Annotated in this window: 23 protein-coding genes and 1 riboswitch; of the genes, 13 read left to right on the top strand and 10 right to left on the bottom strand. The window is 70.7% G+C overall.

Going from position 1 to position 25,118, the window contains the following annotated elements; all coding sequences use genetic code 11:
• The first annotated feature begins 194 nt into the window (after window positions 1-194).
• Genes ACK4SC_RS00005 through ACK4SC_RS00015 form a run of 3 tightly spaced genes read left to right on the top strand, consistent with a single transcriptional unit; the run spans window position 195 to window position 2,637 of the window.
• Window positions 195-1,031 carry a transporter substrate-binding domain-containing protein gene (locus tag ACK4SC_RS00005; protein WP_409613484.1) on the top strand — a complete coding sequence of 279 codons (837 nt, stop codon included), beginning with the start codon at window positions 195-197 and terminating at the stop codon, window positions 1,029-1,031.
• Window positions 1,031-1,885 carry an amino acid ABC transporter permease gene (locus tag ACK4SC_RS00010; RefSeq protein WP_409613487.1) on the top strand — a complete coding sequence of 285 codons (855 nt, stop codon included), beginning with the start codon at window positions 1,031-1,033 and terminating at the stop codon, window positions 1,883-1,885. The genes ACK4SC_RS00005 and ACK4SC_RS00010 overlap by 1 nt, the downstream gene beginning before the upstream one ends.
• Window positions 1,882-2,637: an amino acid ABC transporter ATP-binding protein gene (locus tag ACK4SC_RS00015; protein ID WP_409613490.1), complete on the top strand. Its 756-nt coding sequence runs from the start codon at window positions 1,882-1,884 to the stop codon at window positions 2,635-2,637. The genes ACK4SC_RS00010 and ACK4SC_RS00015 overlap by 4 nt, the downstream gene beginning before the upstream one ends.
• Here the strand turns inward: ACK4SC_RS00015 and mmuM are convergent.
• Window positions 2,612-3,511 (bottom strand): homocysteine S-methyltransferase, encoded by a 900-nt coding sequence (mmuM, locus tag ACK4SC_RS00020; RefSeq protein WP_409613493.1) that lies wholly within the window; start codon window positions 3,509-3,511, stop codon window positions 2,612-2,614. The genes ACK4SC_RS00015 and mmuM overlap by 26 nt on opposite strands.
• 234 nt (window positions 3,512-3,745) lie before the next feature.
• Here mmuM and ACK4SC_RS00025 point away from each other — a divergent pair, with 234 nt between their 5' ends.
• Entirely contained in the window at window positions 3,746-5,878 is a 2,133-nt protein-coding gene (locus ACK4SC_RS00025) for a DEAD/DEAH box helicase (RefSeq protein ID WP_409613496.1), read from the top strand.
• A gap of 87 nt (window positions 5,879-5,965) precedes the next feature.
• On the opposite strand, the gene ACK4SC_RS00030 is transcribed toward ACK4SC_RS00025, so the two are convergent.
• The 4 genes from ACK4SC_RS00030 to ACK4SC_RS00045 form a co-directional block, all read right to left on the bottom strand.
• A complete protein-coding gene (locus ACK4SC_RS00030) occupies window positions 5,966-6,514 on the bottom strand; it encodes a type IV toxin-antitoxin system AbiEi family antitoxin domain-containing protein (protein WP_409613499.1) in 549 nt (182 codons plus the stop codon).
• A 616-nt stretch (window positions 6,515-7,130) separates the two neighbouring features.
• Window positions 7,131-8,450: a maltokinase N-terminal cap-like domain-containing protein gene (locus tag ACK4SC_RS00035; protein ID WP_409613502.1), complete on the bottom strand. Its 1,320-nt coding sequence runs from the start codon at window positions 8,448-8,450 to the stop codon at window positions 7,131-7,133.
• A 28-nt stretch (window positions 8,451-8,478) separates the two neighbouring features.
• Entirely contained in the window at window positions 8,479-9,384 is a 906-nt protein-coding gene (locus ACK4SC_RS00040) for an aminotransferase class IV (protein ID WP_409613505.1), read from the bottom strand.
• A gap of 7 nt (window positions 9,385-9,391) precedes the next feature.
• Window positions 9,392-10,096, bottom strand: coding sequence for a Pr6Pr family membrane protein (locus ACK4SC_RS00045; protein ID WP_409613508.1), 705 nt, complete (start codon window positions 10,094-10,096; stop codon window positions 9,392-9,394).
• Between the two features lie 99 nt (window positions 10,097-10,195).
• Here ACK4SC_RS00045 and ACK4SC_RS00050 point away from each other — a divergent pair, with 99 nt between their 5' ends.
• The 3 genes from ACK4SC_RS00050 (at window position 10,196) to ACK4SC_RS00060 (ending at window position 13,271) form a co-directional block, all read left to right on the top strand.
• Window positions 10,196-10,696 carry an 8-oxo-dGTP diphosphatase gene (locus ACK4SC_RS00050; protein ID WP_409613510.1) on the top strand — a complete coding sequence of 167 codons (501 nt, stop codon included), beginning with the start codon at window positions 10,196-10,198 and terminating at the stop codon, window positions 10,694-10,696.
• Between the two features lie 49 nt (window positions 10,697-10,745).
• Entirely contained in the window at window positions 10,746-11,678 is a 933-nt protein-coding gene (locus ACK4SC_RS00055) for an aldo/keto reductase (protein ID WP_409613513.1), read from the top strand.
• Between the two features lie 123 nt (window positions 11,679-11,801).
• A complete protein-coding gene (locus tag ACK4SC_RS00060; RefSeq protein WP_409613516.1) occupies window positions 11,802-13,271 on the top strand; it encodes a hypothetical protein in 1,470 nt (489 codons plus the stop codon).
• Here ACK4SC_RS00060 and ACK4SC_RS00065 read toward each other — a convergent pair.
• Complete coding sequence (locus ACK4SC_RS00065) at window positions 13,225-15,438, bottom strand: S9 family peptidase (protein WP_409614302.1); 2,214 nt, start codon at window positions 15,436-15,438, stop codon at window positions 13,225-13,227. The two genes, ACK4SC_RS00060 and ACK4SC_RS00065, sit on opposite strands and share 47 nt — an antisense overlap.
• Window positions 15,439-15,470: 32 nt before the next feature.
• On the opposite strand from ACK4SC_RS00065, the gene ACK4SC_RS00070 reads away from it, so the two are divergent.
• The 4 genes from ACK4SC_RS00070 (at window position 15,471) to ACK4SC_RS00085 (ending at window position 18,471) form a co-directional block, all read left to right on the top strand.
• On the top strand, window positions 15,471-16,400 hold the full coding sequence (locus ACK4SC_RS00070) for a J domain-containing protein (protein ID WP_409613519.1): 930 nt from the start codon (window positions 15,471-15,473) through the stop codon (window positions 16,398-16,400).
• A 243-nt stretch (window positions 16,401-16,643) separates the two neighbouring features.
• A complete protein-coding gene (locus ACK4SC_RS00075) occupies window positions 16,644-17,579 on the top strand; it encodes a hypothetical protein (protein WP_409613522.1) in 936 nt (311 codons plus the stop codon).
• A gap of 101 nt (window positions 17,580-17,680) precedes the next feature.
• On the top strand, window positions 17,681-18,118 hold the full coding sequence (locus ACK4SC_RS00080) for a hypothetical protein (protein WP_409613524.1): 438 nt from the start codon (window positions 17,681-17,683) through the stop codon (window positions 18,116-18,118).
• On the top strand, window positions 18,115-18,471 hold the full coding sequence (locus ACK4SC_RS00085) for a hypothetical protein (RefSeq protein WP_409613527.1): 357 nt from the start codon (window positions 18,115-18,117) through the stop codon (window positions 18,469-18,471). The genes ACK4SC_RS00080 and ACK4SC_RS00085 overlap by 4 nt, the downstream gene beginning before the upstream one ends.
• A 4-nt stretch (window positions 18,472-18,475) precedes the next feature.
• On the opposite strand, the gene ACK4SC_RS00090 is transcribed toward ACK4SC_RS00085, so the two are convergent.
• The gene (locus ACK4SC_RS00090) at window positions 18,476-19,483 is read right to left on the bottom strand and encodes a DUF4190 domain-containing protein (protein WP_409613530.1); all 1,008 of its coding nucleotides are present in this window, start codon (window positions 19,481-19,483) and stop codon (window positions 18,476-18,478) included.
• A 46-nt stretch (window positions 19,484-19,529) separates the two neighbouring features.
• On the bottom strand, window positions 19,530-20,405 hold the full coding sequence (locus ACK4SC_RS00095) for a DUF429 domain-containing protein (RefSeq protein ID WP_409613533.1): 876 nt from the start codon (window positions 20,403-20,405) through the stop codon (window positions 19,530-19,532).
• 80 nt (window positions 20,406-20,485) lie between these two features.
• Here ACK4SC_RS00095 and ACK4SC_RS00100 point away from each other — a divergent pair, with 80 nt between their 5' ends.
• Complete coding sequence (locus tag ACK4SC_RS00100) at window positions 20,486-21,253, top strand: DarT ssDNA thymidine ADP-ribosyltransferase family protein (protein ID WP_409613536.1); 768 nt, start codon at window positions 20,486-20,488, stop codon at window positions 21,251-21,253.
• A gap of 44 nt (window positions 21,254-21,297) precedes the next feature.
• On the opposite strand, the gene ACK4SC_RS00105 is transcribed toward ACK4SC_RS00100, so the two are convergent.
• Together ACK4SC_RS00105 and ACK4SC_RS00110 are read right to left on the bottom strand one after the other, a co-directional pair.
• Window positions 21,298-22,299 (bottom strand): carbohydrate kinase family protein, encoded by a 1,002-nt coding sequence (locus tag ACK4SC_RS00105; RefSeq protein ID WP_409613539.1) that lies wholly within the window; start codon window positions 22,297-22,299, stop codon window positions 21,298-21,300.
• A 299-nt stretch (window positions 22,300-22,598) separates the two neighbouring features.
• Window positions 22,599-23,198, bottom strand: coding sequence for a hypothetical protein (locus ACK4SC_RS00110; protein WP_409613542.1), 600 nt, complete (start codon window positions 23,196-23,198; stop codon window positions 22,599-22,601).
• A gap of 38 nt (window positions 23,199-23,236) precedes the next feature.
• Window positions 23,237-23,348: riboswitch (SAM riboswitch) on the bottom strand.
• A gap of 136 nt (window positions 23,349-23,484) precedes the next feature.
• On the opposite strand from ACK4SC_RS00110, the gene ACK4SC_RS00115 reads away from it, so the two are divergent.
• Entirely contained in the window at window positions 23,485-25,089 is a 1,605-nt protein-coding gene (locus tag ACK4SC_RS00115; RefSeq protein ID WP_409613545.1) for a bifunctional phosphatase PAP2/diacylglycerol kinase family protein, read from the top strand.
• The last annotated feature ends 29 nt before the right edge of the window (window positions 25,090-25,118 follow it).

Genomic DNA, 25,118 nt, shown 5'->3' on the forward strand with positions numbered 1-25,118 from the left:
CTTCGATGGCGTTAGACACCACTCAGAATGAAGGCCTTCTCCTCAACTACGTGTCACCAACCTGCTGACCGAGTACATCTAGGCGTGCCGCACCCCGCGGATGCACGTAACAATTCGACCCGGATCGCGCGCAGAAACGCGGCCACGGTTCACAATTACAGTCACCCACACCCTGACCGCACCTGGAGGCTCCCGTGACCACGCGCATCCGCCGTCTTTCTCCTCTCGCTGCTCTCGCCGCCTCAGCCCTCGTGCTGGCCGGCTGCGCCGCTGACGCGCCCGCCGACGACGCGGCCTCCGGCTACGTGACGGAGGGCAAGCTGACGATCGCCACCGGCGAGCCGGCGTACTACCCCTACGTCATCGACGACGACCCGACCACGGGCGAGGGCTTCGAAGCGGCGATTGCCTACGCCGTCGCCGAGGAGCTCGGCTTCGCCCCCGAGGACGTCGTGTGGGTGCGCACGAGCTTCGAGTCGGCCATTCAGCCGGGCCCGAAGACGTTCGACTTCAACCTGCAGCAGTACACGATCACGGAGGAGCGTCGCCAGAACGTCGACTTCTCGACCCCGTACTACGCGACCCCGCAGGCCGTGATCACCGTGGAGTCGTCGCCCGCCGCCGGCGCCACGAGCCTCGCCGACCTCGAGGGCTTCCTCATCGGCGCCGCGACCGGCACGACGAGCTTCACCGCGATTGAGCAGCAGATCGCCCCGACGGCGGGTGCTCAGGCGTTCAACACGAACGACGATGCGGTGCTCGCGCTGCAGAACGGCACAGTTGACGCGATCGTCGTCGACCTTCCGACGGCGTTCTTCCTGAGCGCCGTCGTGCTCGACGGCGGCGTGCTGCTCGGCCAGCTTCCGCCGGACGCGGGCATCAGCGACGAGTGGGGCCTCGTGCTCGCCAAGGACAGCCCGCTGACGGACGCCGTCTCGGCCGCCGTCGACCGCCTGCGCGACAGCGGTCGCCTCGCCGAGATCGCCGACGAGTGGCTCGGCGCCGACGCGGGCGCGCCTATCCTGCAGTAGTGCCAGCGCCCCGCGAAACCGTCAGCGACGTCGAACTCGGTCGGCGTGCGTACCGGCGGAAGCAGAACGCGCGCTCGGTGCTGATCTCGTTCGTGTCAACGATCGTCTTCGCGGTGATCGTGTGGATCACGATCATCAACACCCCCGGGTGGAACCGGGTGCAGCGCAGCTTCTTCGACCTCGAGACCGCCATCGCGGCGTGGCCGCGCGTGGTCGCAGGGCTGTGGATCAACGTGCAGGTGCTGTTCTTCGCGGTGATCGGCGTGCTCGTGCTGAGTGTGCTCATCGCGACGATCCGCACCCTGCGCGGGCCGATCTGGTTTCCGCTTCGGGCGCTGGCCGCCGCATACACCGACCTGTTCCGCGGGCTGCCGCTGATCATCGTGCTGTTCCTCGTGGGCTTCGGCCTGCCCGGGCTCGAGCTGTTTCCGCGCAACAGCGCGCAGTTCTGGGGCACGATCGCGCTGATCCTGACCTACTCGGCCTACGTCAGCGAGGTGTTCCGCGCCGGAATCGAGGCCGTGCATCCCTCGCAGCGGCTTGCCGCCCGCTCGCTCGGACTGAACCACGGCCAGACGATGCGCATCGTCGTCTTGCCGCAGGCCGTGCGCAAGGTCACGCCCGCGCTCATGAACGACTTCGTTGCCATGCAAAAAGACGTCGGCCTGATCTCGGTGCTCGGGGTCGTGGACGCGGTGCGCGCCGCGCAGATTGAGACCGCGGCGAACTTCAACTTCACGCCCTACGTCGTCGCCGGGCTGCTGTTTGTGCTGCTCGCGCTGCCGATGATTCGCCTCACCGACTGGTACACGGCGCGTCTGCGCGCCCGCGAACAGATGGGCAGCGTCGTATGAGCGCGTCCGTGCTGCGACTCGACGGCGTGCGCAAGCGCTTCGGCGACACCGAGGTGCTCGGTGGCGTCGACCTGACCGTGCGCGAGCACGAGGTGGTCGCCCTGATCGGCGCGAGCGGCTCAGGAAAGTCGACCCTTTTGCGCTGCGTCAACCTGCTCGAGCGCATCGACGACGGCCAGATCTGGTTGCGCGACACCGACATCTCCGACCCGCGCGTGCAGGCCGACCGTGTGCGAGCCCGCATCGGAACGGTGTTCCAGCAGTTCAACCTGTTTCCGCACATCCGCGTCATCGACAACGTGACGCTGGCGAGCCGCCGGGTACTCAAGGCTCCGCGGGCCCAGGCCGAGGCCACCGCGCTCGAGCTGCTCGACCGGGTGGGCCTCGCGGCCAAGGCGCGTGAATACCCCGACCGGCTCTCCGGCGGGCAACAGCAGCGCGTTGCCATCGTGCGCGCGATTGCGACCAACCCCGAGCTCCTGCTGCTCGACGAGATCACCTCCGCGCTCGACCCGGAACTGGTCGTGGAGGTGCTCGATCTGGTGCGCGACCTGAAGGGCGAGGGCACGACAATCGTCATGGCCACGCACGAGATGGCGTTCGCCCGCGACGTCGCCGACCGCGTCGTCTTCCTCGACGGCGGCGTCATCATCGAGGAGGGTCCGGCCGCTCAGGTGCTGCGGCAGCCGCGTGAGGAGCGCACGCGCGCGTTCCTCTCGCGCTTCCTTAACTCGGGCGCGCTCGACGACTGACGACGGCGGAGATCCCCGCAATCTCTGCCGGCCCCACCCGGCAACAGCCGCCCACGATGCTGGCGCCCTCGTCGAGCCACTGGGCGACCTGCGCGGCAGCGAAGCCTGGCGCACCCTCCCAGCGGCGCTCAGCCCGATTCCAGTTCTCGCCGCTGTTCGGGTAGACCACGACGGGCTTGTCGGTCACGGCTCGCGCCGCGCGAATTGCCCCCGTCACCTCGCTCGGGTGCGAGCAGTTGATGCCGACGGCCACGATTTCGTCGACCGCGTCCGCATCGGCGAACGCGTCGGTGAGGCTCTCACCAGTGCGCAGGGCGCCGTCCGCAACGGTAAACGACAGCCATGCGGCGACGCCCGAACCGCGCAACAGATCGAGAAGCGCGCGCGACTCGTCGCGGCTCGGAATCGTCTCGATCGCGAGCAGGTCGGCGCCCGTCTGCGCGAGCACCTCGACACGGCGCTCGTGCCACCGACGCAGCCCGGCGCGATCGAGGCCGTAGTCGCCCCGGTACTCGGATCCGTCGGCGCGCGACGCACCGTACGGGCCGACCGAGGCGGCGACGAGGCCATCCGGCCGGTGCGTCGCCCGCGCCTCAGCGGCAAGGGCCACACTCGCCCGCATGAGCTCGATCGCGTCGTCGTCGCTGAGCCCGCGACGACGCGCCCCGTCGAACGACAGCTGATACGAGGCGGAGATCGCGATGTCGGCACCGGACGTGAAGTAGTCGCGGTGGGCATCCCGAATCGCGTCGGGCTCGTCGTGCAGCAGGCGCGCGCTCCAGAGCTCGCCGCTGAGGTCGTGCCCGGAGGCTTCGAGGTGGCTGCCAAGTCCGCCGTCGAGCACGGCGATGGGGGGAAGAAGCGGATGCTGCACAGAATCATGGTGCCTCACCGCAGGCGGTGTTCGCTCGCGGCGGCGGCATGATTCGTCACGCGCGGGTGGCGGTGCACTAGACTGGAGCGCGCGTCAGGGCCCACCGGTCGTTCTCGACCGGGTCAGGGCACCCGGCGCTGCCGGACTCGCAGCTGCCTCGCGAGCCCGACGCTCCACCCTCGCGACCGATGCGCCGCGCCGCGAGTCGACACACGTATGCACCCGAGGAGGGTCATGGCCCAGACCGGCCAGCGCACCAGGCACAAAGACACCCGCGGCACCCAGGCGCGGCGACGCCGTCGACCCCTCGACGAGGAGGGCATCATCCCGATCCTCGCTCGCGCCGTGCGCGAGGTTGAGAACGCCGCCGGACGCGGCAAGGTGAGCCCGTCGAATCGCACCAAGTTTCAGGTCGCCGCCCTGCTCGTGCGCGAAGAGCGTGCTCGGGTCAAAGACGACGCCGAGGTCGCCGAGTCTGAGCGCGCCGAGGTACTGAAGCGCCTCGACGGCCTCGCGTCGATCATGGCGAAAACCGCCGCCCGTGACACGTCGCTCATCGCGTTGCTCGCTCCCGAAGCGAAGGTGTCGGACGCCGCGAAGGCGCTGCGTCGCGACATGTTGCTCGCCTCGGGTGCTGAACTCGAGCCCGACGAGCTGATCATCGTGACCGAGGCGGTGGAGGTTGCTCCCGAGACCGCCAAGCAGGTGACCCCGCCGAGCGTGAAGCAGGCGCAGCTGGCGAACCCCTTCCTCGCTCCCGACCTGTCGGCGCTGACGCCGCCGCCGAAGCCCGCCTCGACGCGGCTGGCCAACTGGGAGCTGATTGAGCCGCTGTTCCGCTCGTTCGAGTATGGGGCGGGCGGCCAGGCCGCGACCATGGAGCTGCCCGAGGCCGACTCGCTGGCGACGCCCGGCGGCTTGCCGCTCATGCGCCACCAGGCCCGGCTCGTGGAGTCGGTGAAGGCCGGCCACCGCACGTTCTTGCTCGCCGACGAACCGGGTCTGGGTAAGACGGCCCAGGCGCTCATGGCGGCGAACGTCGCGAAGGCGTTCCCGCTGCTGGTGGTCGTGCCGAACGTGGTGAAGACGAACTGGGCGCGCGAGGTCGAGCGCTGGATTCCGCAGCGCACGGCCACGGTGGTGCACGGTGACGGCGATGACCTGGATGCGTTTGCCGACGTCATCATCGTCAACTACGAGATCCTTGACCGGCACGTCGGGTGGCTGGGCCGCTTCGGCTTCAAGGGCATGGTCGTCGATGAGGCGCACTTCATCAAGAACGCGACCAGTCAGCGGTCGCGCCATGTGCAGTCGCTGGCTGCGAGCATCCGCATGCTGCACCCGAAGGCGCTCATGATGGCGCTTACCGGTACGCCGCTGATCAACCAGATCGAAGACTTCCGGATGATTTGGAAGTTCCTCGGCTGGATCGACGACAAGAAGCCGCTGGGCGACCTCATGCTGAAGCTCGAGGCGACCGGGCTGACCCCCGCCGACCAGGGCTTCTTCGCGGAGGCGCGGAAGTCGGTCATCGACATGGGCATCGTGCGGCGCAAGAAGGTGGATGTCGCGGCTGACATCCCGGCGCGTCGCATCGCTGACATTCCGGTGGAGCTCGACGACGAGATCGGGCGGTCGATTCGCGCCAGCGAGCGTGCGCTGGTCGCGCGCCTGCTCACGCGCTACCGTCGTGCCGCGGAGGCGCGGGAGGTTCCGCCGGTGGAGACCGACCACGAGCTGGTTCGTCTGGTGGCGGCCGCCGAGTTGGAGGAGTCGCGCCAGTCGTCGACGGGCGACAACGTGTTCACCATGGTGCGCCAGATCGGTACGGCGAAGGCGGTGCTCGCCGCCGACTACACGACGCAGCTGGCGCGCAACGTCGGCAAGGTCGTGTTCTTTGCCAAGCACATCGACGTGATGGACGCCGCCGAGGCGCACTTCGCCCAGGCCGGCCTCACGTCGGTGAGTGTGCGGGGAGACCAGTCGTCGAAGGCCCGCCAGGAGGCGATCGACGCGTTCACGAACGACGACGACGTGTCGGTGATTGTCTGCTCGCTGACGGCCGCCGGTGTGGGGCTGAACCTGCAGGCCGCCTCGAACGTGGTGTTGGCCGAGCTGTCGTGGACGTCGGCGGAGCAGACGCAGGCGATCGACCGCGTGCACCGCATCGGCCAGGACATGCCGGTGACGGCGTGGCGCATCCTCGCCGCGCAGACGATCGACGCGCGGATCGCCGACCTGATCGACGCGAAGGCGGGCCTCGCGGCGCGCGCGCTCGATGGGTCGGACGATGAGGTCATGGCCGAGGGCACCGTGCAGCTGCAGGCGCTCATCTCGCTGCTCACGGACGCGCTCGCCGGCAAGTAGGGCGCGGAACGGCTGCTGCGTTGGGCGGCTGCGGCGCTCGGCGGCTGGTGCGCTGAGTGCGCGCTGCGGTTGTCTCGGGGCGTGGCTTTAGGCCGACTGCTCCCATCCGTCGAGCCATCCTGCAGAGGGCGCGCGCCGCACGCGCGAGTGTGGCCGGCAGTAGGTGGGGACCCGTTCGCGGCCACAGGTGGATTCGTGTCTCGAAACGGTCGCCGGTGCGGGGATCAGCCGTCGGGGGCTGCGACGGCTGGGTTCGTCGTCGTGTTCCGGCAGCGTCTCCCAGTGGATGATCACGGGCACGGTGCTGGGTGCGGTGAGCGGACGGCTTGCGATGGGCGAGTTCGCTCGCACACACACGTGGAGCGGCAACGTGACGGGAGCGCCGTGCCGGTAGGGGTCGTCGCCGAATTCGCGCGCTGAGCGGCAGGTGAGAATGCCGCCCCACGCCCACGCGTGCACAACGGGGGAGGCGAGCTCGGGGTGGGCGTACCAGCCGCGACGGATGCGGCGTAGGGCGCCGAAATTGTGCGAGATGCGCAGGGATTGGGCGTCGAGACCGTACGCGTTCAGTTCGCCTGCTGAGGCGATGCCGCCAAGGTCGGCGAGCAGTTGCGCGATGCTGCGGGGGCTCCACATGCGCCCATGCTGCGCGACCCCGGGCGCTTGGTGCCCCAACGCTGCCCACACCGCGGACGACACCCTCTTTCGGCCACCCTGTGAAGGAGCTGCGCCCCCACACCAGCGCTATCGTCCGCGCCAGCCGCGCGGCGGGAGTTCCGCGCCGCCCGCGGCACGAACCACTCGCGCCATCGGAGTCTCGCGCCATCCGAGCTGCCAACGATCCGCGCCGCCCGCGTCGCGCGCGACATCGCGGGCGCCAGTCTGAGCTCTGCACCGCGCGCAAGCCCACACTCGCCGGGCTGCTGAGCCGAACTTCTCCAGATCTCCTGCCGCACCCCCAGCGACTACTCCGCTGGAGGAATTCCTACAGCCCAGGCGGGGCCGTGGCAGCCCACTCGCGTTGCTCTCGTGAAGGATTTCCTACAGTTTGGGCCTCGACGCGTCGTGCTGCGCGGCTACTGAAGTGTAGGAAGTCCTCCAGCGGAGTAGTCGCGGGCGGGGGAAGGATGGTTCCGCGCGCGTCTCGTGGGGAGGGCGCGGCTCGCGGGCGGGGTGCATGCGCCCCGCGCGCGTCTCGTGGGGAGGGCGCGGCTCGCGGGTGGGGTGCCCGCGCCCCGCGCAGCGGCGTCCTTTAGCGGGCGCTGGCGCGCGCGTCCGAGACCAGGTAGCGCACCGCATCCATCGGAATCGGCAACCAGGTGGGGCGGTTTCGGGCCTCGTACATCGCCTCGTAGACGGCCTTATCGAGCTCGAAAGCGTCGAGGAGCGCGCGGTGGGCGCGCAGGTCGACGCCGGACTCCTCGATGTACCCGTCGAGGAAGGCGTGGCGAGTACCGCGCGACCACGACGGGTCGACGCGAGCGCGAGCATCCGCGTCGGGAGCTGTGTTCAACCGCGCGCCCGTCACGTAGTCGAACGAGCGCAGCATCCCCGCCACGTCGCGCAGCGGTGAGTCGACGCGCGTGCGCTCATCAAGCGGCCGCAGCGGCTCGCCCTCGAAATCCACGACCACCCACTCACCACTCGAGCGCCGCAGCACCTGGCCCAGGTGGTAGTCGCCGTGGATGCGCTGCAGGTCGGGCCACGGAGCATCCTGCGCCGCGTCGTAGACCGCCTCGATCGCCGGCCGCAGTTCGCGCAGCGCCGGGACATCCGAGCTCGCCACCGCGAGCCGCTGGTGCCACCCGGCGACAAAGCCGACAATGTCGCCCAGCGTTGCGGGGCGCACCGGCAGTGCCTCGGCGAGCCCGGCGTGAATGCGCGCCGTCACCGTGCCGAGTTGCCGCGCCTCGTCGGTGAACGCATCCCCGGCGGCGGCGCGCTCAAGCGCCAACTCCCACCCGTCGACCACGTCGCGCACAAACTCTTGCGCGAAGGCGAGGTGCCCCGAAAACGAGCGACTCGGCTCGTGCGGATCATCCCAGTACCCGGTGACCGAGCCGAGCATGCGCGGCACCTGACGGTAGCCCCGCGCCGTTAGCGCCGAGGGCAACGTCACGTCAGGGTTCTCGCCCGCGTGCACCAGGCGGAACACCTTCGCCACCACGGGAGCCTCCCCGCCGCGGTCGTAGATGATCGACGTGTTCGACTGCTCGCCGCCATGAACGCGCGCGGTGCGGTCCTGACGGTGCACGTGCATCCGCCGCAGCAGTGCGCTCGTGTAGGCGCTGTCGTGCGCTCCGTCGAACAGGTAGTCGCCGTCGCTGTTGCGGCCGATCATGACCGGGCCCGCACCCTTCGGAACCGTCTGCCGCAGCACGATCGGCACGTGGTAGAGCGACGGCGGGTTGTTCGCCAGGTCGCGCACGATGAGCACGAGGACACGCGCGTCAGGGTCGTCAGACGGCCACTCCTCGCGCGTCACCTCGACCAGGTTCGGCAACCGGCCCTTGCCGGCGTACCAGCGCTGGCGTGTCATCCAGTCGGTGAGACACTCCATCGTGCTGTTCATGCATTCGACCCTATCCCCGGGTCGGAAACTATGCGCGACGAGCCCTCAGGAATTCGTTCATTCGGTGGCTCAACTCAGCATCGACCGGCATCGGCGAGCCGTCGACCGCCCGAATCGGGGCCGCGTGCCGCACGCTCGACACGAGCCAGGCGGCATCGGCCGCCACGAGATCGGATGCGCGCAACGGCTCGATCGCGGTCGCGAGCCCCCACAGGGGCGCCGCCTCAAACAGGTCGGCCTGTGTCGTGCCGGCGAGAATGCCGAGCGAGGCCGGGGGAGTGACGAGCTGTGCCCCGCGCCGGACGATGAGCGTCGACGTGGGGCCCTCGAGCAGCAGCCCGTCGCTGGAGACGAAGACCACGTCGTCGGCCCCGCGCCGCACCGCCTCGCGCTGGGCGGCCCGGTTGACCGCGTAGGAGAGGGTTTTCGCACCCGCGAGCAGCCACGGGCTGGTCGCCGCCACGTCGCTGCGCAGCCCTCGATCGAGCACGGCGACGCTGATGCCCTCCGTGCGGGCGCGCGTGAAGTCGGGAGCGGGAGCCGCGTACACCCACCCGGTGGGTGCCGTCCCCTCCGGAGCCGAGCCGGTTGCGGCGGGGCCCGCCTCCACGCCGCGCGTCAGCACGATCTTCAGCCAGGCTTCCTCGACGTCGGAGAAGTACGCGGCGATCGCGAAGATCGCGTCGCGCCACACGGCGAGCGTCGGCTCGGGCAGGTCGAGGGCGCGCGCCGACGCCGCGAAGCGGTCGAGGTGCAGCTCGAGCGACTGCGGGCGCCCGTGCGCGAGGCTGAAGGTTTCGAAGATGCCGTCGCCGCGCACGGGGGCAGAGTCGAGCACGCTCAGCTGGGGGCGCGACACGTCGGCCTCGAGAAACCCGACCGCGACCCCGTCCGGGCGGTGCGTGATCAGGGCGAGATGCTCGGGGGCGCTCATGCTCCGATCATGTCAGGGCGCTCGGCTTCTGGCCGTGCACCCCGCGCGTCTGCAGGTGGTTGATCGTCACGGCGATCGCCGCGAGCCCGATGATGAAGGCCGCGATGGCGACGACGTGAGCGACCACTCCGGGCACGCCGTTCGGCCCGAACGGTTCGAGGAACGGATACGGGTACCACCCGTCGGCCGCGCCGCGCAGCATTGTCACGCCCACCCAGATGAGCGGATACGACACGGCCAGCCACATGGTCGTCCAGGCGATGCGGGCGCGGCCGGTGGCGAGCATCCAGTCGACGGCGATGTAGACCGGAATCCACACGTGCAGCGCCTCATTCGGCCACCACGGGCCCACGTAGCCGTCGTCGTTCGGCACGTCGCGCAGCAGCAGGTTGTAGACGACACCGGTCACGATCGCGTACGAAAACACGGATGCACGGATCGCCGTATACAGCGGCGTATCGCGATCGGCGCGCAACGCCAGGATGCCGCCGGCGGCCAGCACCACGATATTGATCATCGCCGTCTGGATGGTGAAGAAGGCGAAGTATTCGGTGGGCTCGAATCGCCCGACCGAAATCTGGTCGCTGATTTGAGTCACGAGCGCGAGGAACACGGTGACGCTCGCGGCGAGCGACAGGATGCCGGCACTGCGGCGAAGAACAAGCAGGCGGCGGGATGCTGTGGCGCTCTCAGGCGCGGACGTCGCTGTCACGAGGGGAGGCTAGCAAGCTTCGTGTGTGCACGCGCACAGATCGTCGTTCGGCGTGCCGTGACGCCCGCGGTGTGGGGCGCCGCGACCTAGGCTTCCGGCATGGCGATGTTCGAAGTGGCCGTGGTCTACGTGACCCGCACGGTCGTCGTCGACGGTGAACCGCGCCGCGAGGTGTTGCTCGGCCGCAAGCTCACGGGGCTCGGGGTCGACCGCCTGGTGGGTCCGGGCGGAAAGCTCGAGCCCGGCGAGAGCCCGCGCGAGGCGGCCGTGCGCGAGGTTGCCGAAGAGGTGGGGCTGATCGTCGAACCCGCCGACCTCGTCGCGATCGGCGAGATCGCGTACCCGTTCGTCGACGAGCCCCGGTGGTCGCAGTTTTCGTACGCCTTCACGACGGAGGCGTTTCGCGGCGAGGTGCGGGGGAGCGACGAGCTCGAGCCGGTGTGGCATCCGCTCGACGCGCTGCCGGTCGACCGCATGTGGGCCGACGCCGCCCTCTGGCTTCCGCGCGCCCTCGGTGGCGAGTTCGTGCGGGCAACGCTGCACTTCGGCGCGGGCGATCGGGTGGTGCGGCAGGAATGGGGCGTGGCGCGGCGTTCGTGACGGGCGGCGTGCATCCCGCTCTCAGTCCGGCCTCGTACGGTGTCGTCGCGTGACGGACTCTGCGAACCCCCAGCCCCCTGCCGACTTCGGACCGCTCGTTCTCGGCGGCAACGTGTTCGGCTGGACGGCCGATCGCGATGCGAGCTTTGCCGTGCTCGATGCCTTCGTCGAGGCGGGCGGGCGCGCGATCGACACGGCCGACGTCTACTCCGAGTGGGCCGACGGGCACACGGGTGGCGAGTCGGAGTCGGTCATCGGCGAGTGGCTCGCGGCGCGGCCCGGCATGCGATCGACGGTCAGCATTGCCACGAAGGTGTGCCAGAAGAGCAACCGGAAGGGTCTCGCGCCCGAGAACCTCCGCGCCGCGCTCACCGAGTCACTCGAGCGGCTGCAGACCGACTACGTCGACCTCTACTACGCGCACCGCGACGACCCCGAGGTTCCCCAAGACGAGGTGGTCACGGCCATGGCCGAGTTCGTCGCCGAGGGTCGGGTGCGCCAGCTGGGAGCCTCGAACTTCACCGCCGAGCGGTTGCGCAGCGCCGTCGACGTGGCGACCGCGCGCGGCGTTGCGGGCTTCACGGTCTCCCAAGACCTCTACAACCTGGTGCGTCGCGACTACGAAACCGACCTCAAGCCGTCCATCGCGGCGCTCGGACTCGTCGAGCTGCCGTTCGGTGCGCTGCAGGGCGGATTCCTCACGGGCAAGTACCGCGCCGGCGGTGACCCGGTCGATTCGCCGCGCGCGGTCAACGCGACGAAGCTGCTCGACGACGACCGCGCGCTGGCGACCCTCGAGGCGCTGCGCGGCGTCGCGGATGCTCGCGGAGCATCCATGACCGCCGTCGCCCTCGCGTGGTTGCGCCAGCAGCCCACGGTGGGCGCCCCGATCGCGAGCGCCCGCTCCACCGAGCAGCTAGCCGCACTCGTGGAGTCATTCGGTCTCACGCTCACCGCCGAGGAGATCGCCGCGCTCGCCTGAGTCGCGATCCGTTGCGATCACGGCGCTTTTCGACAGTTTCCACGGGGTAGAACAGCCGTTCTCGGTAGTCGAGCGATGCACAATAGTGGAAATCCGTGGGAGGGGTTGCCTAAGGTCGAACGCATGTCACGGATGCCCCGCCGTTCCCGAATGGTCGCAGCGGCGGGGATAGCGTCCCTTCTCGCGCCGATTGCGCTGCTCGCGACGCCGGCCGCGGCTGCCGGTGACGGCGGGTTCGGCGCGTTCGCGAACCCCGGCGAGACGGTCACCGTCGAGTTCCCGTACCGCGCCGAGCAGTACGAGTGGGTGGTGCCCGACGGTGTCACCGAGATCACGGTGGAGCTTGCCGCGGGGTCGGGCGAGGCCCCCGTCGGTGACAGGGGTGTCTTGGCGGAGGGTGGCGTCGGCGGTCACGCAGTCTTCGAGGTACCGGTCGTACCAGGGGAAACGCTCTTCCTGCGGGTAGGGGCGTCCGGTGCGACGATAGCCTCGCTGTGGTCAGACGGCGGAGAAGGGACGGCGATCGCGCGGGCGTCAGAAGTGCTGGCGGTCGTCGGCGGTGGCGGGGGAGCATACGCTTGCCTGAGTGAAAGACCCTGCGGCTATGGCGGCGCGGGTGGCTTGTCGCTGACGAGCGGCTCAGTCCATGGAACGGACTCAACCTGGGCAGTCGATGTGTTGCCCCCGGTCCCGCTGTTCTCTGTCGGTGGGGGTGCATCCGGCACCGCCGGTGAGCCCGGAGTGATCGAAGTCGTCACGGTGGTCAACGGCGCTGTGTCCGGGCGCACTGCCACCGGCAGTGCGCCCGCGACTCCCGCTGGTGGTGTCTCGTTGGAGTCGGGTCTCCTTCGGCTTTCCGCCCCCGGTACTGCAAGCAGCAATCGATCGGCAACCGGTGGAACTGGAGCGTTCACCGGCGGCACGGGAGCGACATCCCTCGTTGAGTTCTTTGATACGGGCGATCAAGACCCCGAGACGGAAGATCAAGACGTAGAGCTTGACGTCCGTTTGTACGACGCAGGCGGCGGAGGCGGCTCCGGCTACCTCGCGCCCGGCGTCGAGCTACTCGAACTGCGCGACAACGTCGGCGACGGCTTCGCCACCATCATCTACACGGTGCCCGAGCCCGATGTGGTCGAGAGCACCGAGCCGGCGCTCAGCCTCGACGAGGCCTCCGTGCACGCGGGTACCCCGTTCACCCTCCGCGGTGCGGGCTTCGACCCCGACCGCGACTATCCGGCGATCCTCAACTCCGACCCGGTGCTGCTGGGCACCGTGTCGACCGATGCCGAGGGTGCGTTCGCCGCAACACTGACGATCCCGGTGTCGGTGCCGGCGGGCGAGCACGTGCTGACGGTCGGCGACGCGAGCATCCCGATCACGGTGCTCGCGGCCGAGGTGGTCGCCGAGAGCGAGAAGCGCACGATCCTCGTCGCCGACGCGCCGCCGGCCGAACCCGAGCTTGCCGCGACGGGCGCCGATCCGGTCGCCGCGAGCATCCTGGGTCTGCTGGCCGTGGCCCTGCTTGCCGCGGGCGCGGCCGCCGTCAGGGCGTCGCGTCAGCCGCAGCCGGTGCGTCAGCCCCGGCCGTAGCGTCCGCCAGCCCCAACACGTCGAGCAGCCACGCCAGCTCGATGGCGCGCTGGTTCCACGCCGAGTAGCGGCCCGACACGCCGCCGTGCCCGGCCTCCATCTCGCAGCGCAGCATCGCGTCGGCTCCGACCTCGCGCAGGCGCGCCACCCACTTCGCCGGCTCGACGTAGAGCACGCGTGTGTCGTTGAGTGAGGTGACGGCGAGGATGCGCGGGTAGGCCTGCTCGCGCACGTTCTCGTACGGCGCGTAGCTCTTGATGTAGTGGTACGCGTCGGCGTCGTGCAGCGGGTTTCCCCACTCGTCCCACTCGATCACCGTCAACGGCAGCGACGGGTCGAGGATGCTCGTCAGCGGATCCACGAACGGCACGTCTGCGAGAATCCCCGCGAACAGCTCCGGTGCCATGTTCGCCACCGCGCCCATGAGCAGGCCGCCCGCGCTGCCCCCCTCGGCGACGAGCCGGTCGGGTGCGGTCACGCCCTGGCCAATCAGGTGCCGGGCGACGGCAATGAAGTCGGTGAAGGTGTTCGTCTTCGTGGTCGTCTTTCCGTTCTCGTACCAGGCGCGGCCGAGCTCACCCCCGCCACGCACGTGCGCGATGGCGAACACGACGCCGCGGTCGAGCAGCGACAGCCGGGGAATCGAGAAGCCCGGGTCCATGCTCGCCTCGTACGAGCCATAGCCGTACAGCTCGAGCGGGCTCGGCGCCGCGTCGTCGACACCGTCGAGCGCCGGCACGAGTCCGCGCTTCCAGACCAGCGAGATCGGGATGCGCGTACCATCGTCGGCGACGGCCCAATCGCGCTTTTCGGCGTAGTCGCCCGAGGCGTAGCCGCCGAGCACGGGCTGGCGCTTCAGCACCGTGTAGAAGCCGGCCGCCACGTCATAGGAGGCGACGGTGGCCGGTTCGATGAAGCTCGTGTACCCGATGCGCAGCGTCGGCTGCTGCCACTCGGGGTTACCCCGCGCGCCGATCGACAGCAGCCCGCCCCGGCCGGAGGCGGTGGGCGGCACCAGCTCGTCCCACCTCAGCTCGGCCAGCGTTTCACCGCTGTCGAGGCGGGCTACCGCGGTCTTCGGCAGGCCCCCCGTGCGGTAGTCGAACACCAGGAACCGCGCGAACGCGTCGACGCCCTCAACGCGCCGCCCGGCCTCGTGCGCGATCACGGTGACGGGCTCGGCCTGCGGGTTCTCGACCGGCACGGCCACGACCGTGAAGTCGGGCGCGTTCTTGTTGTGGGTGATGAGCCACCAGTCGCGACCGGCGATCACGGCGTGCTCGGCGTCGTACTCGACGCCCTGCTCGCGCGCCCAAATGAGTGCGAACTCGCCGGTCGGGTCGGATGCGTCGAGCACGCGCGTTTCGCTCGTCACCGACGAGGATGCGCCGATCACGAGATACCGCCCGCTTCGGGTGCGCCCCGCCCCCACCCAGTAGGAGTCGTCGGGTTCGTGGAAGACCCGCACGTCGGTCGCCGTGTCGGTGCCGACCTCGTGCCTCCAAACGGTGTCGGGGCGCCACGACTCGTCGACGGTCGAGTAGAAGACATAGCGGCCCGAGGGGTCGAAGAACGCGCCAGACGACGTCTCGCGAATCTCGTCGGCGAGCTGTTCGCCCGTCTCGAGGTCGCGGATGCGCAGCGTGTAGCGCTCGTCGCCCTCGGTGTCGACGCCAAACAAGAGGAATCGACCGTCGTCGCTGATGTCGAACGTGCCGAGTGAGAAGAAGTCGTGCCCCTCGGCCTCGACGTTCGCGTCGAGGATGACCTGCTCGCCCTCGCGCGGCTCCGACGGATCCTTCAGCGGCGGCGGGGGAGTCCACGCGACCGGGTCGGTGGGGTCGGCCGGGTCGATGGGGCGCGCCGCCACCCGACACTGGATGGAGTACTGCTTCCCCTCGATGGTGCGGCCGTAGTACCACCAGTCGCCCTCCCGCACGGGAATCCCCATGTCGGTTTCCTGGGTGCGCGAGCGGATCTCGGCCACGATCTGCTCCCGCACCGGCTCCAGGTGCTGCATGCGTGCATCCGCGTACGCGTTCTCGGCGCGCAGGTGCGCGAGGACGTCCTCGGATGTCTTGTCGCGCATCCACTCGTAGTGGTCGGTGACGGTGTCGCCGTGGTGGGTACGAGAGACGGGGATGCGCGCAGGCGTCGGTGGGGGAATGCTCACGCTACCAGCGTAGGCTTTTCGCGACTATGGCTGACTCACCCCTGGCGTCGAACCCCTACGAGGTGCTCGGTGTCGCGCCGAACGCGAGCGACGACGAGTTGAAGCGCGCGTACCGCCGCCGCCTGCGCGAGGCGCACCCCGACACGGGTGGCTCGAGCGCCGAGTTCGACCGCGTGCAGCAGGCGTGGCAGCGGGTGGGAACGCCGTCGGCGCGTGCGGCCCACGACACCGGCTCTGATGCCGGCAGCGGTGGCGGGGGAGCCTGGGCGCAGTCGGCGACAGGCGGGGCGCGCCGCCGGGGCGACAGCCGTCCGAACGCGACCAGCCACGGGCATCCCGGTGGGTACTTCCGCGAGCAGTACCTCGACCTGATGCGCGAGTGGGTGGGCCGCGGCGTCGACCTCGACGACCCGTACGATCCGCAGCTCGTGCGCCGGGCGCCGCGCGAGATTCGTCACCTTCTGGCGGCCGCGGTCGCAGAGGAGAAGACCGCGACGGCGCTGTTCACGCTCGGCATGGGGTTCACCCTGTGGCACGACGTGCTCGCCGGTTCTGGCCCGCTCGACAAGCTCGACCACATCGTGCTCGGCCCGACCGGCCTCTGGGCGGTGCTCAGCGAAGACTGGGGCGCGCCCGTGAAGGTCAAGCGTGGCGAGGTAATCGGCGAAGGGCTCGGCCCGGGGGAGCGCCCGCTGCACGACCTCGCGGTGCGGGCCAAGGTAGTCGCCCGGGAGGCGAAGGTGCGCTTCTCGGCCCTCGTGGTGGTCGTCGATGACGAGCACGCGCCGCAGTCGGTGACCGAGTTGAAGTCGATCCGCGGGGCGCAGGGGCTGCTCGTCGAGCGCTCGCGGCTGGTGAACCTGATCCGTACCGGGCTGCCCGGAGTGGGGGTCGGCGGAACCGACCTGTTCGAGGTGCGCACGCGCATCCAGCAGAGCGTTCGCTACGTCTACTGACGCGGGCACGCTGCCGCGCAGTTGGCGACACCCCCGTTTACGGGGTATTGAATGGCCCTCGGGTGTGCCAGTGTGGTGGACGGAACCGACCACCCATCGGCTTCCGGCGTACCCGCGCCGCGCATCACCCCCACACCCGAATACCCGAGATTCCACACCCGACCCGCTGGCCTCTGTCGCCGCCGTCGACGTTCGTCGTCGTTGTCGTCGCCGCCGGTGGGTGGAACCCGATGGGAGCCCCCCGTGCCCTCGATGTTCTCGAACCGTAAGAAGGCTGGCGCACCCGCCAGCAGTGCCGGAAAGACTCCGGCCACGACGCCCAGCGCCGCGAAACCCGCCGCCACGAAGGCTGCCGCCGACGCCGCGCCCGCCGTGACGAGCATCCGCGCGGTCGATGATGCTCCGCGCCCGATCCTGCTCGAAATTCCCGAACCGACGGGCGCCCGCTACGACGCCGAGCCGGTGTTCCGCATCGACCACCCCCTCTACGAGGCAGAAACCCGCGCCGAGTGGATCGCCGGGCGGCTGCTGGCCGACGACGACCTGTTCACCGGCAAGGTGCACGTGCCCGCCAAGAAGGGCGGCAAAACGGTCGGCGGGGCGAAGGCGATCACCTACGCGACGTTCCGCGGTGTTGTTGACCACATGCTGCGCGAGGCGCCCCGGGTTGAGGCCGTGTGCCTGCCCGACGAGTTGATCGCCGAGGCCGTGCTTGACGGCCCCAACTCGCTCACCCACCACAAGGTCGAACAGGGCGGGCAGCTGCTGGCGCGGCTGTTCCTGCACTACTGGCGCGCCGTCGCGCACGCCTTCGACGAGGCGTGGAACGACCACCACGACCACCTGCTGTGGCACCCGCACGGCCTCGCGGCGCTCGGCTCGCTGGGCTCGCGCGTCGTGCAAGATCAGGTCGACTCGTACGACATTCGCCAGCACTACTTCGACGAGGTGCTCGAGGCGGTCGCCGCGAAGGTGAGCCTGAAGAAGAGCGACCACAGCGACGTCGCCGCCCACGACATGACCGACCACCTGCTCGGCCTGCTCGCCTCGGCGCGCGCGTCGAGTCGGCGCACGGCCGGCCTCGCCGCGGTGCCCGGCACCGTCGGGTCGATCGACTGGGGTTCGAGCGCTGCGCCGCTGTCTCCCGACGTCGACCTCGACATCGCCTCGGCGAGCTAGGGACACGACGCCCGCACACTCAGGTTTTTGCCACGAGCCTGCCAGCAACCCGCGGGGCTGCGCCCAGGCCACGTGCCGCTTACGGGCGCACCCTGACGGGCATGGCATGGCTGACGAAGAAGCGGCCGGACGCGGCGCCCGCACCCGACCTGAACGGTGACGACGCCGCAACGACCGACTGGGCAAGTGACGACCCGACGGGGTCGATCATGGTGGTGCACGAGCGCATCGCCACCTCATCGCCGCCCACGGGGCCCATCTTGGCCGGCCCCGTGCTCGACGGAGCGGTGAGCGCAACGGTCATCGAGAAGGTTGATGGCCTCATGCAGCAGGTGCAGTACGACCTCTCGATCGGGCACCATCTCGAGGCCGACGCGCTGCTGCGCGAGCGGCTGGCGGCGTCGAAGATCACGCTCGACGACGAGCAGATTGCCGCCCTCGTCGACGAGCTCGCCCCGGTCGACTACGCGCGTCACGAGCGCGAACGCCGCGAAGCTGACGAGGCGGCGGCCGCCGCCGGGGAGGAGACGGGCTCATGACGCTCGACCTATCGCGCGAGGGCTTGCGCAGTGACATGTACGCCAACCCCCATCGAGAACGGATGCCCGTGATCGCCTCGCAAGACTCTCCGGTCATGCAGGGCTGGTCTGACGCCACCGCGCGGCAGAAGATCGCCGGCATCGTCGACCAGGTGCGCCTCGACCTGTCGCGGGGCCACCATCACACGGCCGAGGAGCTGTTGCGCGAGCGCTTTAAGCAGACACGCCTGGAGGTCGATGACGAGCGCGTCGTCGCCCTGGCGATCTCACTGCGGGGCGTCGACCACGAGCTCACGCGCCGTGAGGAGGAGGCCCGCCGCGTCGCCGCCGAGAGCGGCGGGCCCTCCGTCTGAGCGTCTACTGGGCCTGGTAGTAGAACCCGGCCGAGTCGAAGTAGCTGTAGACGAGCCACCGGCCGTTGTCGACGTCGTCGCTCGGCACGAGCACCGTCACGTTGCCGGTTGCCGAGTCGCCCTCGCTGAGCTCGCCGAGGTCGAAGAACGATGGCTCGGGATCGACGACGAGCGCGTCGAACTGGGTGTGCGTCGTCCCCGCGCTCGAGAGGAACTCGACCTCAATGGCGAACCACGGATCGGTGGGCTCACCCGCGATCTTCGTCACGGTGAGCGTCATGACGGCGTACTGGGTGCCGGGTTGCGGCGGCTCGTTGAACTCGTTCGCCGACAGCACCGCGTCGTCGGCGAGCAGTTCGACCGCGTCAACGGTGACCTCCCACGTGTCGACCCCGAAGTCAGTCAGAATCACCGTCTCGCCGATGGCGAGCGGCTCGTCGAATGAGCCAGGGCCGGTCGCCGGGGTGTCGACCGCGAACAGGCTGTCGTCGGGATCGTTCGGCAGGGGGCCCGCTGCGTCGTCGCCCGGGTCGGCCGGGTCGCCCGGCTCAATCGTCTCGATCGGCGGCATCGGGGTGAAGCCGTCGTCGCGGGCGCCCAGCCAGGCGGCAAGGCCGACCGCGTACACGATCACGAAGATGAGGGCGAGCACGGCCGCGATGGCGTTGATGATGACGCCCGAGAGGGGCAGCCCCTTACCCGCGGCGTACTTGCGCAGCGCCATGATGCCGAGCACGAGACCGACGATCGCCATGAGCAGCGAGCCGATGTTCAGCAGGGGAATCGCCACACCGAGCAGCGCGAGGATACCGAGCACGAGCGAGGTGATCGCCATGCCGCGACCGGGTGCGCCACCCGGGGTGCCCGCGCCGGGCGTGCCGCCGGGGGCCGCGGCGCCGTAGGCGGGAGCGTAGGGGCTTGCCGCCGGCGGCGGGGGCGGCGGCTGCTCGGGCGGGGTCGGCGGGTTCGACGGCGGCGGAGGCGGCGGCGGGGGAGGCGTGTCGTTGCTCATGCCTCGACGTTACTGGGTGAGCAACGGTCAGCACAGTACGGGCTGTCTACCGGGCGCGTCGATCGTGCAGCCACTGCGAGTGCTCGCCGGCGCGCCGCGCGGGGGCGACGATGCTGGCGACGCGGCCCCGAGCATCCCGGTCGCGGTGTGCGGTGTCGTCGGTGCCGAGTGCCTGCGTGCGCTCGGGGCCGTGGCGGTGCCAGTACGCGGCGGTGTAGGCGCACAGGGCCGCGTCGATGAGGTCTTCGCGGTGCTTGCGGTCACGCTCGCCGCGCGTCGGGGTGGGGCTTGCGGCAAGCGCGGCCGTGTCGTGGTGGCTGCGCATGTCGAGCGGCGGGTCGCTCGTGCGGAGCCGGTCGAGCCGGCGCAGGAGGTCGTCGGTGGCGGCGGCGCGGCGGGCCCGCGCTTCGGCGGGGGGCAGCGCGCGGTTCAGGCGCTTGTAGCGGGGGCGCTCGTCGTCGTAGTCGAATACGTCGATGCCGACGAGGGTCGTGTACGGGTAGCACTCGAAGGCGAGGGCGCTGCCGGCCGGTGCCGGCTCCGTGCCGTCGGTGTACGCGACGCCGCGCTGCTCGAGCAGGTCGAGCAGCACCTCGCCGGCGCGGCTGGCCAGGGCGCGGTTGCTGGCGTTCGCGCCGACCTTCCAGCGGCCGTAGCAGCGGCCAACGTCGCGCTCGCACTGCCGCATGCCCGTCGCGTTCGGCACGATCAGGGGCGCATCGATCGCGATCACGACCGTGTCGCTCGGTGCCCGGTGCGCGGCGAACATCGCCCCCACCCACTCGTCGACCGCCTCCGGCCCGCGAGCCCAGCCGGCATCGAGGATGCGCCCGGTCGCGTTGAGCGCGCACAGCCCGGTCTCGTTCGGTCGCCGCACGGTGCCGAGCCCCCAGGCGAGGTCGATGCCGAGATACAGCGTCACGGGGCGAGCCTAAGCTCTGCGGCAGTGCCGTAGCCTTGACGGTCGGGCCACAAGCCCGCCGACATTGAGGAGCAACAGGTATGGACGAGTGCATTCACGGCTTCGAACCGGGGATGTGCGCCACCTGCTTCCCCGCGGCCGAGCCCGAGCGCCCGGCGCCGGCAACCCGCCGCGCCACCTCGAAGCCGGCATCGCTGCGCACGCCGCGCGCCGACGCGTCGGGCCGGGTGGCTCCGGTGAAGGCGCCGAACCTGCCGCAGCGCATCTTCCACGTCACGCACGTCGACAACCTGGCGGGAATCCTCGGCGACGGCGCGATCAAGCCCTCGAGCGCGGCCGAGCCCGCCGTGAAGCTCGGCAGCGAGATCACCGACGAGCTGCGCCGCACCGCGTCGGCCACGGGCGAGGCCTCGGTCGCCGACTGCGTCGCGTTCTCACTGAGCCCGCAGGCCACCTGGTGGACCGAGGTGCAGCAGGGCGCTGCCGGCCCCACGTGGAGCGAGCAGGCGCGCCACGCAACGATCACCGACTTCGTCGTGCTCGGCGTGCCGATCGCGGCGGTCGAGCAGCGCCTGGTCGTCACCGACGGTGACGCGGCGGCGATGGTCACGACAATTTCGACCCCCGACACGGTTCGGCGGATGCTCGCCCGCGCCGCCGGCGACCCGGCCGTTCTGCAGGCGGCCGAGGCGCTCATTCCGGGCGAGGTCACGCTCGACACGGTCGCCCTCGTCGCGGTTGCGAACGAGAAGCGTCGCGCCGAGGTGCGCGGGCTGCTCGCCGAGGCGGGCCTGCCGGCGAAGGTGGTCGTCTACCCGCCGTGGTTCGTTCCGGTCGAGCTGTCGTAGCCGCGGAGGCGCGAGGCTGCGTGGTTGCGTAGCCGCGGGGTCGCTTAGGCGACGCGCACGCCGCGCTCGGCGTTGAGCAGTTCCACCGAGGTGGGGGGCTCGGCGCCGATCCGCCCGACCGTGTACTCGGCGGTGCGCTGCGCCCAGCAGGCGACGCGGCGCAGGGCCGTGAGGTCGAGCGCGGCCAACTCGTCGCGGTGCGCCTGCCGGCGCAGCCCCAGAATGTCGATGCCGCTGATGAGGCCCGCCATGAACGCGTCGCCCGCGCCGACCGTGTCGACGACGGCGGGCCGGTTCGACGGCTGGTGGATGCGGTGGCGCTCGGTGGCGAGGTGAACGCCGCGCTCGGCGTCGGTGATGGCGACGAGGGCGGCACCCGAGGCGAGCCAGCGTTCGGTGGCGGCCGCGATCATCCGTTCGGTGGTGGATTCGGAGCGCTCGCGCGGGTTGGCGAGCAGCTCGGGGTGAATGTGGGCGAGGTCGTCGACGCTGGCGCGCACGATGTCGGCGACCGCGGCGTGGCGGTCGACGCGCTCGCGGGCGGCGTCGCGGTCGGGGTCGAGCAGGGGCCGAATGTTGGGGTCATAGCTGACCAGGGCGTTCGGGCGAAACTTCGCCACGAGGGCGTCGACGTGGGTCGCGCCCGGTTCGATGACGGTGGCCAGTGAGCCGAAGTGCACGAAGTCGGCGAGGCCGTTCTCGGGCATGTCGGTGTACTCGAGGTTGAAGGTGAGGTCGAACTCGTAGCTGGCGTTGCCGGCCGCGTCGAGCGTGGCGAGGGCGACGCTCGTTCGACGCCCGGCGCGCAGCGGCGAGTACACGTCGACGCCCTCCGAGACGAGGCGCAGCTCGATCTGGTCGGCGCGCTTGTCGCGGCCGAGGTCGGTGACGAAGGCGACGTCGACGCCCTGGCGGGCGAGGCCGATGGCGACGTTCATGGGGCTGCCGCCCGGAACCTCGGTGCGCGTGTCGCCGTCGATGATGACGTCGATCAGCGATTCTCCGATGACGAGTGCGCGCAGCGGGCGCGTGGCCGTCTCGCTCATGTCACCCCCCCAGGTGATCGATCCGTCGTGTCGTGGTGTACTCACTGTTCGGAGCAGTGCTGCCCGCGGATCGTTGTCTCAGCGTAGGTCGGGGCGTCGGCGGGGGAGTATCCCCAGAATCAGGGGGACGACAGATACGTCTGTCCACAATCGCCGGGTGCCATGGGGTAGGTGTTGGAGGCCGGTGCGGGTCGACGATAGCCGTCCTGCTGGAATCGTGAAGCGCACCTTTGCTCGCCGCGCGGTGAGCAACCGCCCCGGGGCGTGACCGGCCCCGGGGCGGTGCTGCGAGCATCCCGTTAGCGCTGCCTGCGGCGCTCGACGCGGCTCATGTACGTCAGCACCTCGTCGAACAGGTTTCGCTCGCGCGAGCCACCGTGGCTGAAACGGCGCCAGTCGTCGCCCCACAGGTAAATCGCTCCGTTGCTGTGGCGGCGCACCGCCGGGTGGTCGGGGCCGAGCCCCGACGCCTCGCGCGCCGCCACCACCCGGCCCACCGCGTCGCGGATCGCTCGGTACCCCTCGTGGTTGATGCCGACCCGGTCGAACGAGAACGCGACAGCGTGCCAGTCGCGGAAGAACACCGGCTTCCCGGCGGCTGGGCCGCCGCGCACCCAGCTCATCGCGAAACCGCTGACCGGGCGTGGGGGAGCGTCGAGCAGCGCCTCGCTCCACGCGAGCTGGCGCCAGAGAGGAAGGCCCGCCCACCAGACCGCGACCCGGTCGGCGGCGAGGCGTTGCTCGGAGGTGAGTTCAGCGGAACGGTCGACCGCGATGAGGTCGAGGAAGGGCTCGTGCAGCGCGAGTCGCTCGGCGAGCTCGGGCGGCGCGTCCGCCGCGGAAGGAGCGTCGGGCTCGGGCGGGGTGGTGGCAGAGTCGAAGTAGGCGTCGTTGGGCATGGTGAACCTCCTGATGAAGCGGATGGAGGTCGTGCCTCCATCGACGTGACCGCCCCACGCGGGTCGGCCGGTTCTTCCCCTGGGGCACCCCGGTCGATGGACGGGGTTGCCGGGCAGCCGGCCAGGTACCGACAGCTGCCACTCGTGAACCACCGGAGAGTCTTGCACCGACCACCGACACGCTCGTTCGGCACCGCTACGAAGCGGCCTGTGCACATCGACCGCACATCGAGCCGCGTTCGGCAACCCCCTCGCGCACCCACCCGCCGCTCGGCACCGTGGAGCCATGGCTCGATTTCGCGCGCCCACCGACCTTCCCGAATCCCTCGACCGCGCCGCGGAGGCCGCCGACGAACCCTCCCTCGTCGCCTCCCCGGTGCGCAGACGCCAGGTGCTGCCCCGCTGGGTGCACCGAGCCGACCGCGCGATGGTGCGCCACCTCCATCGAGGCGAGTACCACCCGGGCGTCGACCGCGGGTTGCGCATGCTCTCGCGTGCCGCCGATCGCGGGATGCTCTGGTTCGGCATCGCCTCATCGCTCGCGGCGGCGGGGCGCTGGCGAGCCGGAATTCGCGGTATCGCGTCACTGCTCACGGCCAGCGCCGTCACCAACCTCATCGGCAAGCGCGTGTTCGGCGGCGAGCGACCCGACCACACACTTCTGCCGGTCGTGCGCCGCATCCGCGCGATGCCCACCTCGCCGTCGTTCCCGTCGGGTCACTCGGCCAGCGCGGCGGCCTTCGCCGCCGGCGTCGCCCTCGAGAGGCCCGTGGCCGGGGCCGTGGTCGTGCCCGTGGCGGCCGCGGTCTGCTACTCGCGCGTGCACACCGGCGCGCACTGGCCCTCCGACGTGGTGGGGGGAGCCGCGATCGGGCTCGCCGCCGCGGGTGCCTCGGCGCTCGTGGCGCGCACGGCGCGTTCGGGGCGGCGCGTTGCGGGACCGGCCGCTCCGAGCATCCCGTTGCCGCCTCTCGCCGACGGGCGGGGCCTCGTCATCATCGTCAACCCCGGATCCGGGCTCGGCGGCGACCCGAGCGCCGAGCTGCGCCGACGACTGCCGCACGCGCGCCTCATCCGCACGTCACCGGGCGCGGACCCGGCGGCGCTCGCCCGAAAGGCAGTGCGCCGGCGTGGCTGGTCGACCGCCGTGCGCGCCCTCGGAGTCTCGGGCGGCGACGGCACGGTGTCGGCGATCGCGCACGTGGCGCGGGAAGCCGAGCTGCCGCTGGCCGTCTTCCCCACGGGAACCCGCAACGCCTTCGCCCGCACCGCGGGGCTCGCCTCCGTGGCGGACACGGCCCGCGCCATCGTCGACGGCTCCGGCCTGCACGTCGACGTGGCCGAGGTGCGCGTCGGCGACGGGCCGGCCGCGACCGCCATCAACACGGTGTCGCTCGGCGTCTATCCACAGCTCGTGGATGCTCGTGCTCGCGCGGGCAGGCGGCTCGGCAAGGTCTGGGGCGCGCTCGTCGCGGTGCCTCGGGTGCTGAAGCGCAGCGAACCCTTCGACGTCGAGGTTGACGGCCGGGCGGCCCGGGTGTGGTCGGTGTTCATCGGCGTCAACGACTACCGAACCCTCGAGCAGGGGCCGCTGTGGCGCGGGCGGCTCGACGACGGAGCCCTCGACGTGCGCATCCTGCACGCCGGGCGGCGCCGGCGCCGCACCGCCCTGTCGATGACGCTGCTCGGCGGTCGTCCCCGCCGCGCCGACGCGGCGGCGCGCACGCCCGCGTTCGAGACGTTCCACGCCCGCGAGGTGCGAGTCGAGCTGCGCGACCCCGCCGGTCGACCCGGGTTCGCGAAAGACGGCGAGGCGAGCGTCGACCCGCTCACCGGAGCGGTCACCGTGCGCATCCTGCCGCGCGGCCTGCGCATCTACGCGCCGCACTGACGCGTTGCCTGGAGGTGTAACACTGCGGG

The sequence above is a fragment of the Microcella sp. genome (assembly GCF_046293215.1).
In the GTDB taxonomy this organism is placed as follows: domain Bacteria; phylum Actinomycetota; class Actinomycetes; order Actinomycetales; family Microbacteriaceae; genus Microcella.

Coding starts and splice junctions, on each gene's coding strand:
- ACK4SC_RS00070 (WP_409613519.1), top strand. CDS start 15,471: ATGGCTGACTCACCCCTGGCGTCGAACCCCTACGAGGTGCTCGGTGTC.
- ACK4SC_RS00025 (WP_409613496.1), top strand. CDS start 3,746: ATGGCCCAGACCGGCCAGCGCACCAGGCACAAAGACACCCGCGGCACC.
- ACK4SC_RS00090 (WP_409613530.1), bottom strand. CDS start 19,483: ATGAGCAACGACACGCCTCCCCCGCCGCCGCCTCCGCCGCCGTCGAAC.
- ACK4SC_RS00040 (WP_409613505.1), bottom strand. CDS start 9,384: ATGAGCGCCCCCGAGCATCTCGCCCTGATCACGCACCGCCCGGACGGG.
- ACK4SC_RS00105 (WP_409613539.1), bottom strand. CDS start 22,299: ATGAGCGAGACGGCCACGCGCCCGCTGCGCGCACTCGTCATCGGAGAA.
- ACK4SC_RS00030 (WP_409613499.1), bottom strand. CDS start 6,514: ATGTGGAGCCCCCGCAGCATCGCGCAACTGCTCGCCGACCTTGGCGGC.
- ACK4SC_RS00115 (WP_409613545.1), top strand. CDS start 23,485: ATGGCTCGATTTCGCGCGCCCACCGACCTTCCCGAATCCCTCGACCGC.
- ACK4SC_RS00060 (WP_409613516.1), top strand. CDS start 11,802: ATGTCACGGATGCCCCGCCGTTCCCGAATGGTCGCAGCGGCGGGGATA.
- ACK4SC_RS00015 (WP_409613490.1), top strand. CDS start 1,882: ATGAGCGCGTCCGTGCTGCGACTCGACGGCGTGCGCAAGCGCTTCGGC.
- ACK4SC_RS00085 (WP_409613527.1), top strand. CDS start 18,115: ATGACGCTCGACCTATCGCGCGAGGGCTTGCGCAGTGACATGTACGCC.
- ACK4SC_RS00110 (WP_409613542.1), bottom strand. CDS start 23,198: ATGCCCAACGACGCCTACTTCGACTCTGCCACCACCCCGCCCGAGCCC.
- ACK4SC_RS00035 (WP_409613502.1), bottom strand. CDS start 8,450: ATGAACAGCACGATGGAGTGTCTCACCGACTGGATGACACGCCAGCGC.
- ACK4SC_RS00100 (WP_409613536.1), top strand. CDS start 20,486: ATGGACGAGTGCATTCACGGCTTCGAACCGGGGATGTGCGCCACCTGC.
- ACK4SC_RS00050 (WP_409613510.1), top strand. CDS start 10,196: ATGGCGATGTTCGAAGTGGCCGTGGTCTACGTGACCCGCACGGTCGTC.
- ACK4SC_RS00080 (WP_409613524.1), top strand. CDS start 17,681: ATGGCATGGCTGACGAAGAAGCGGCCGGACGCGGCGCCCGCACCCGAC.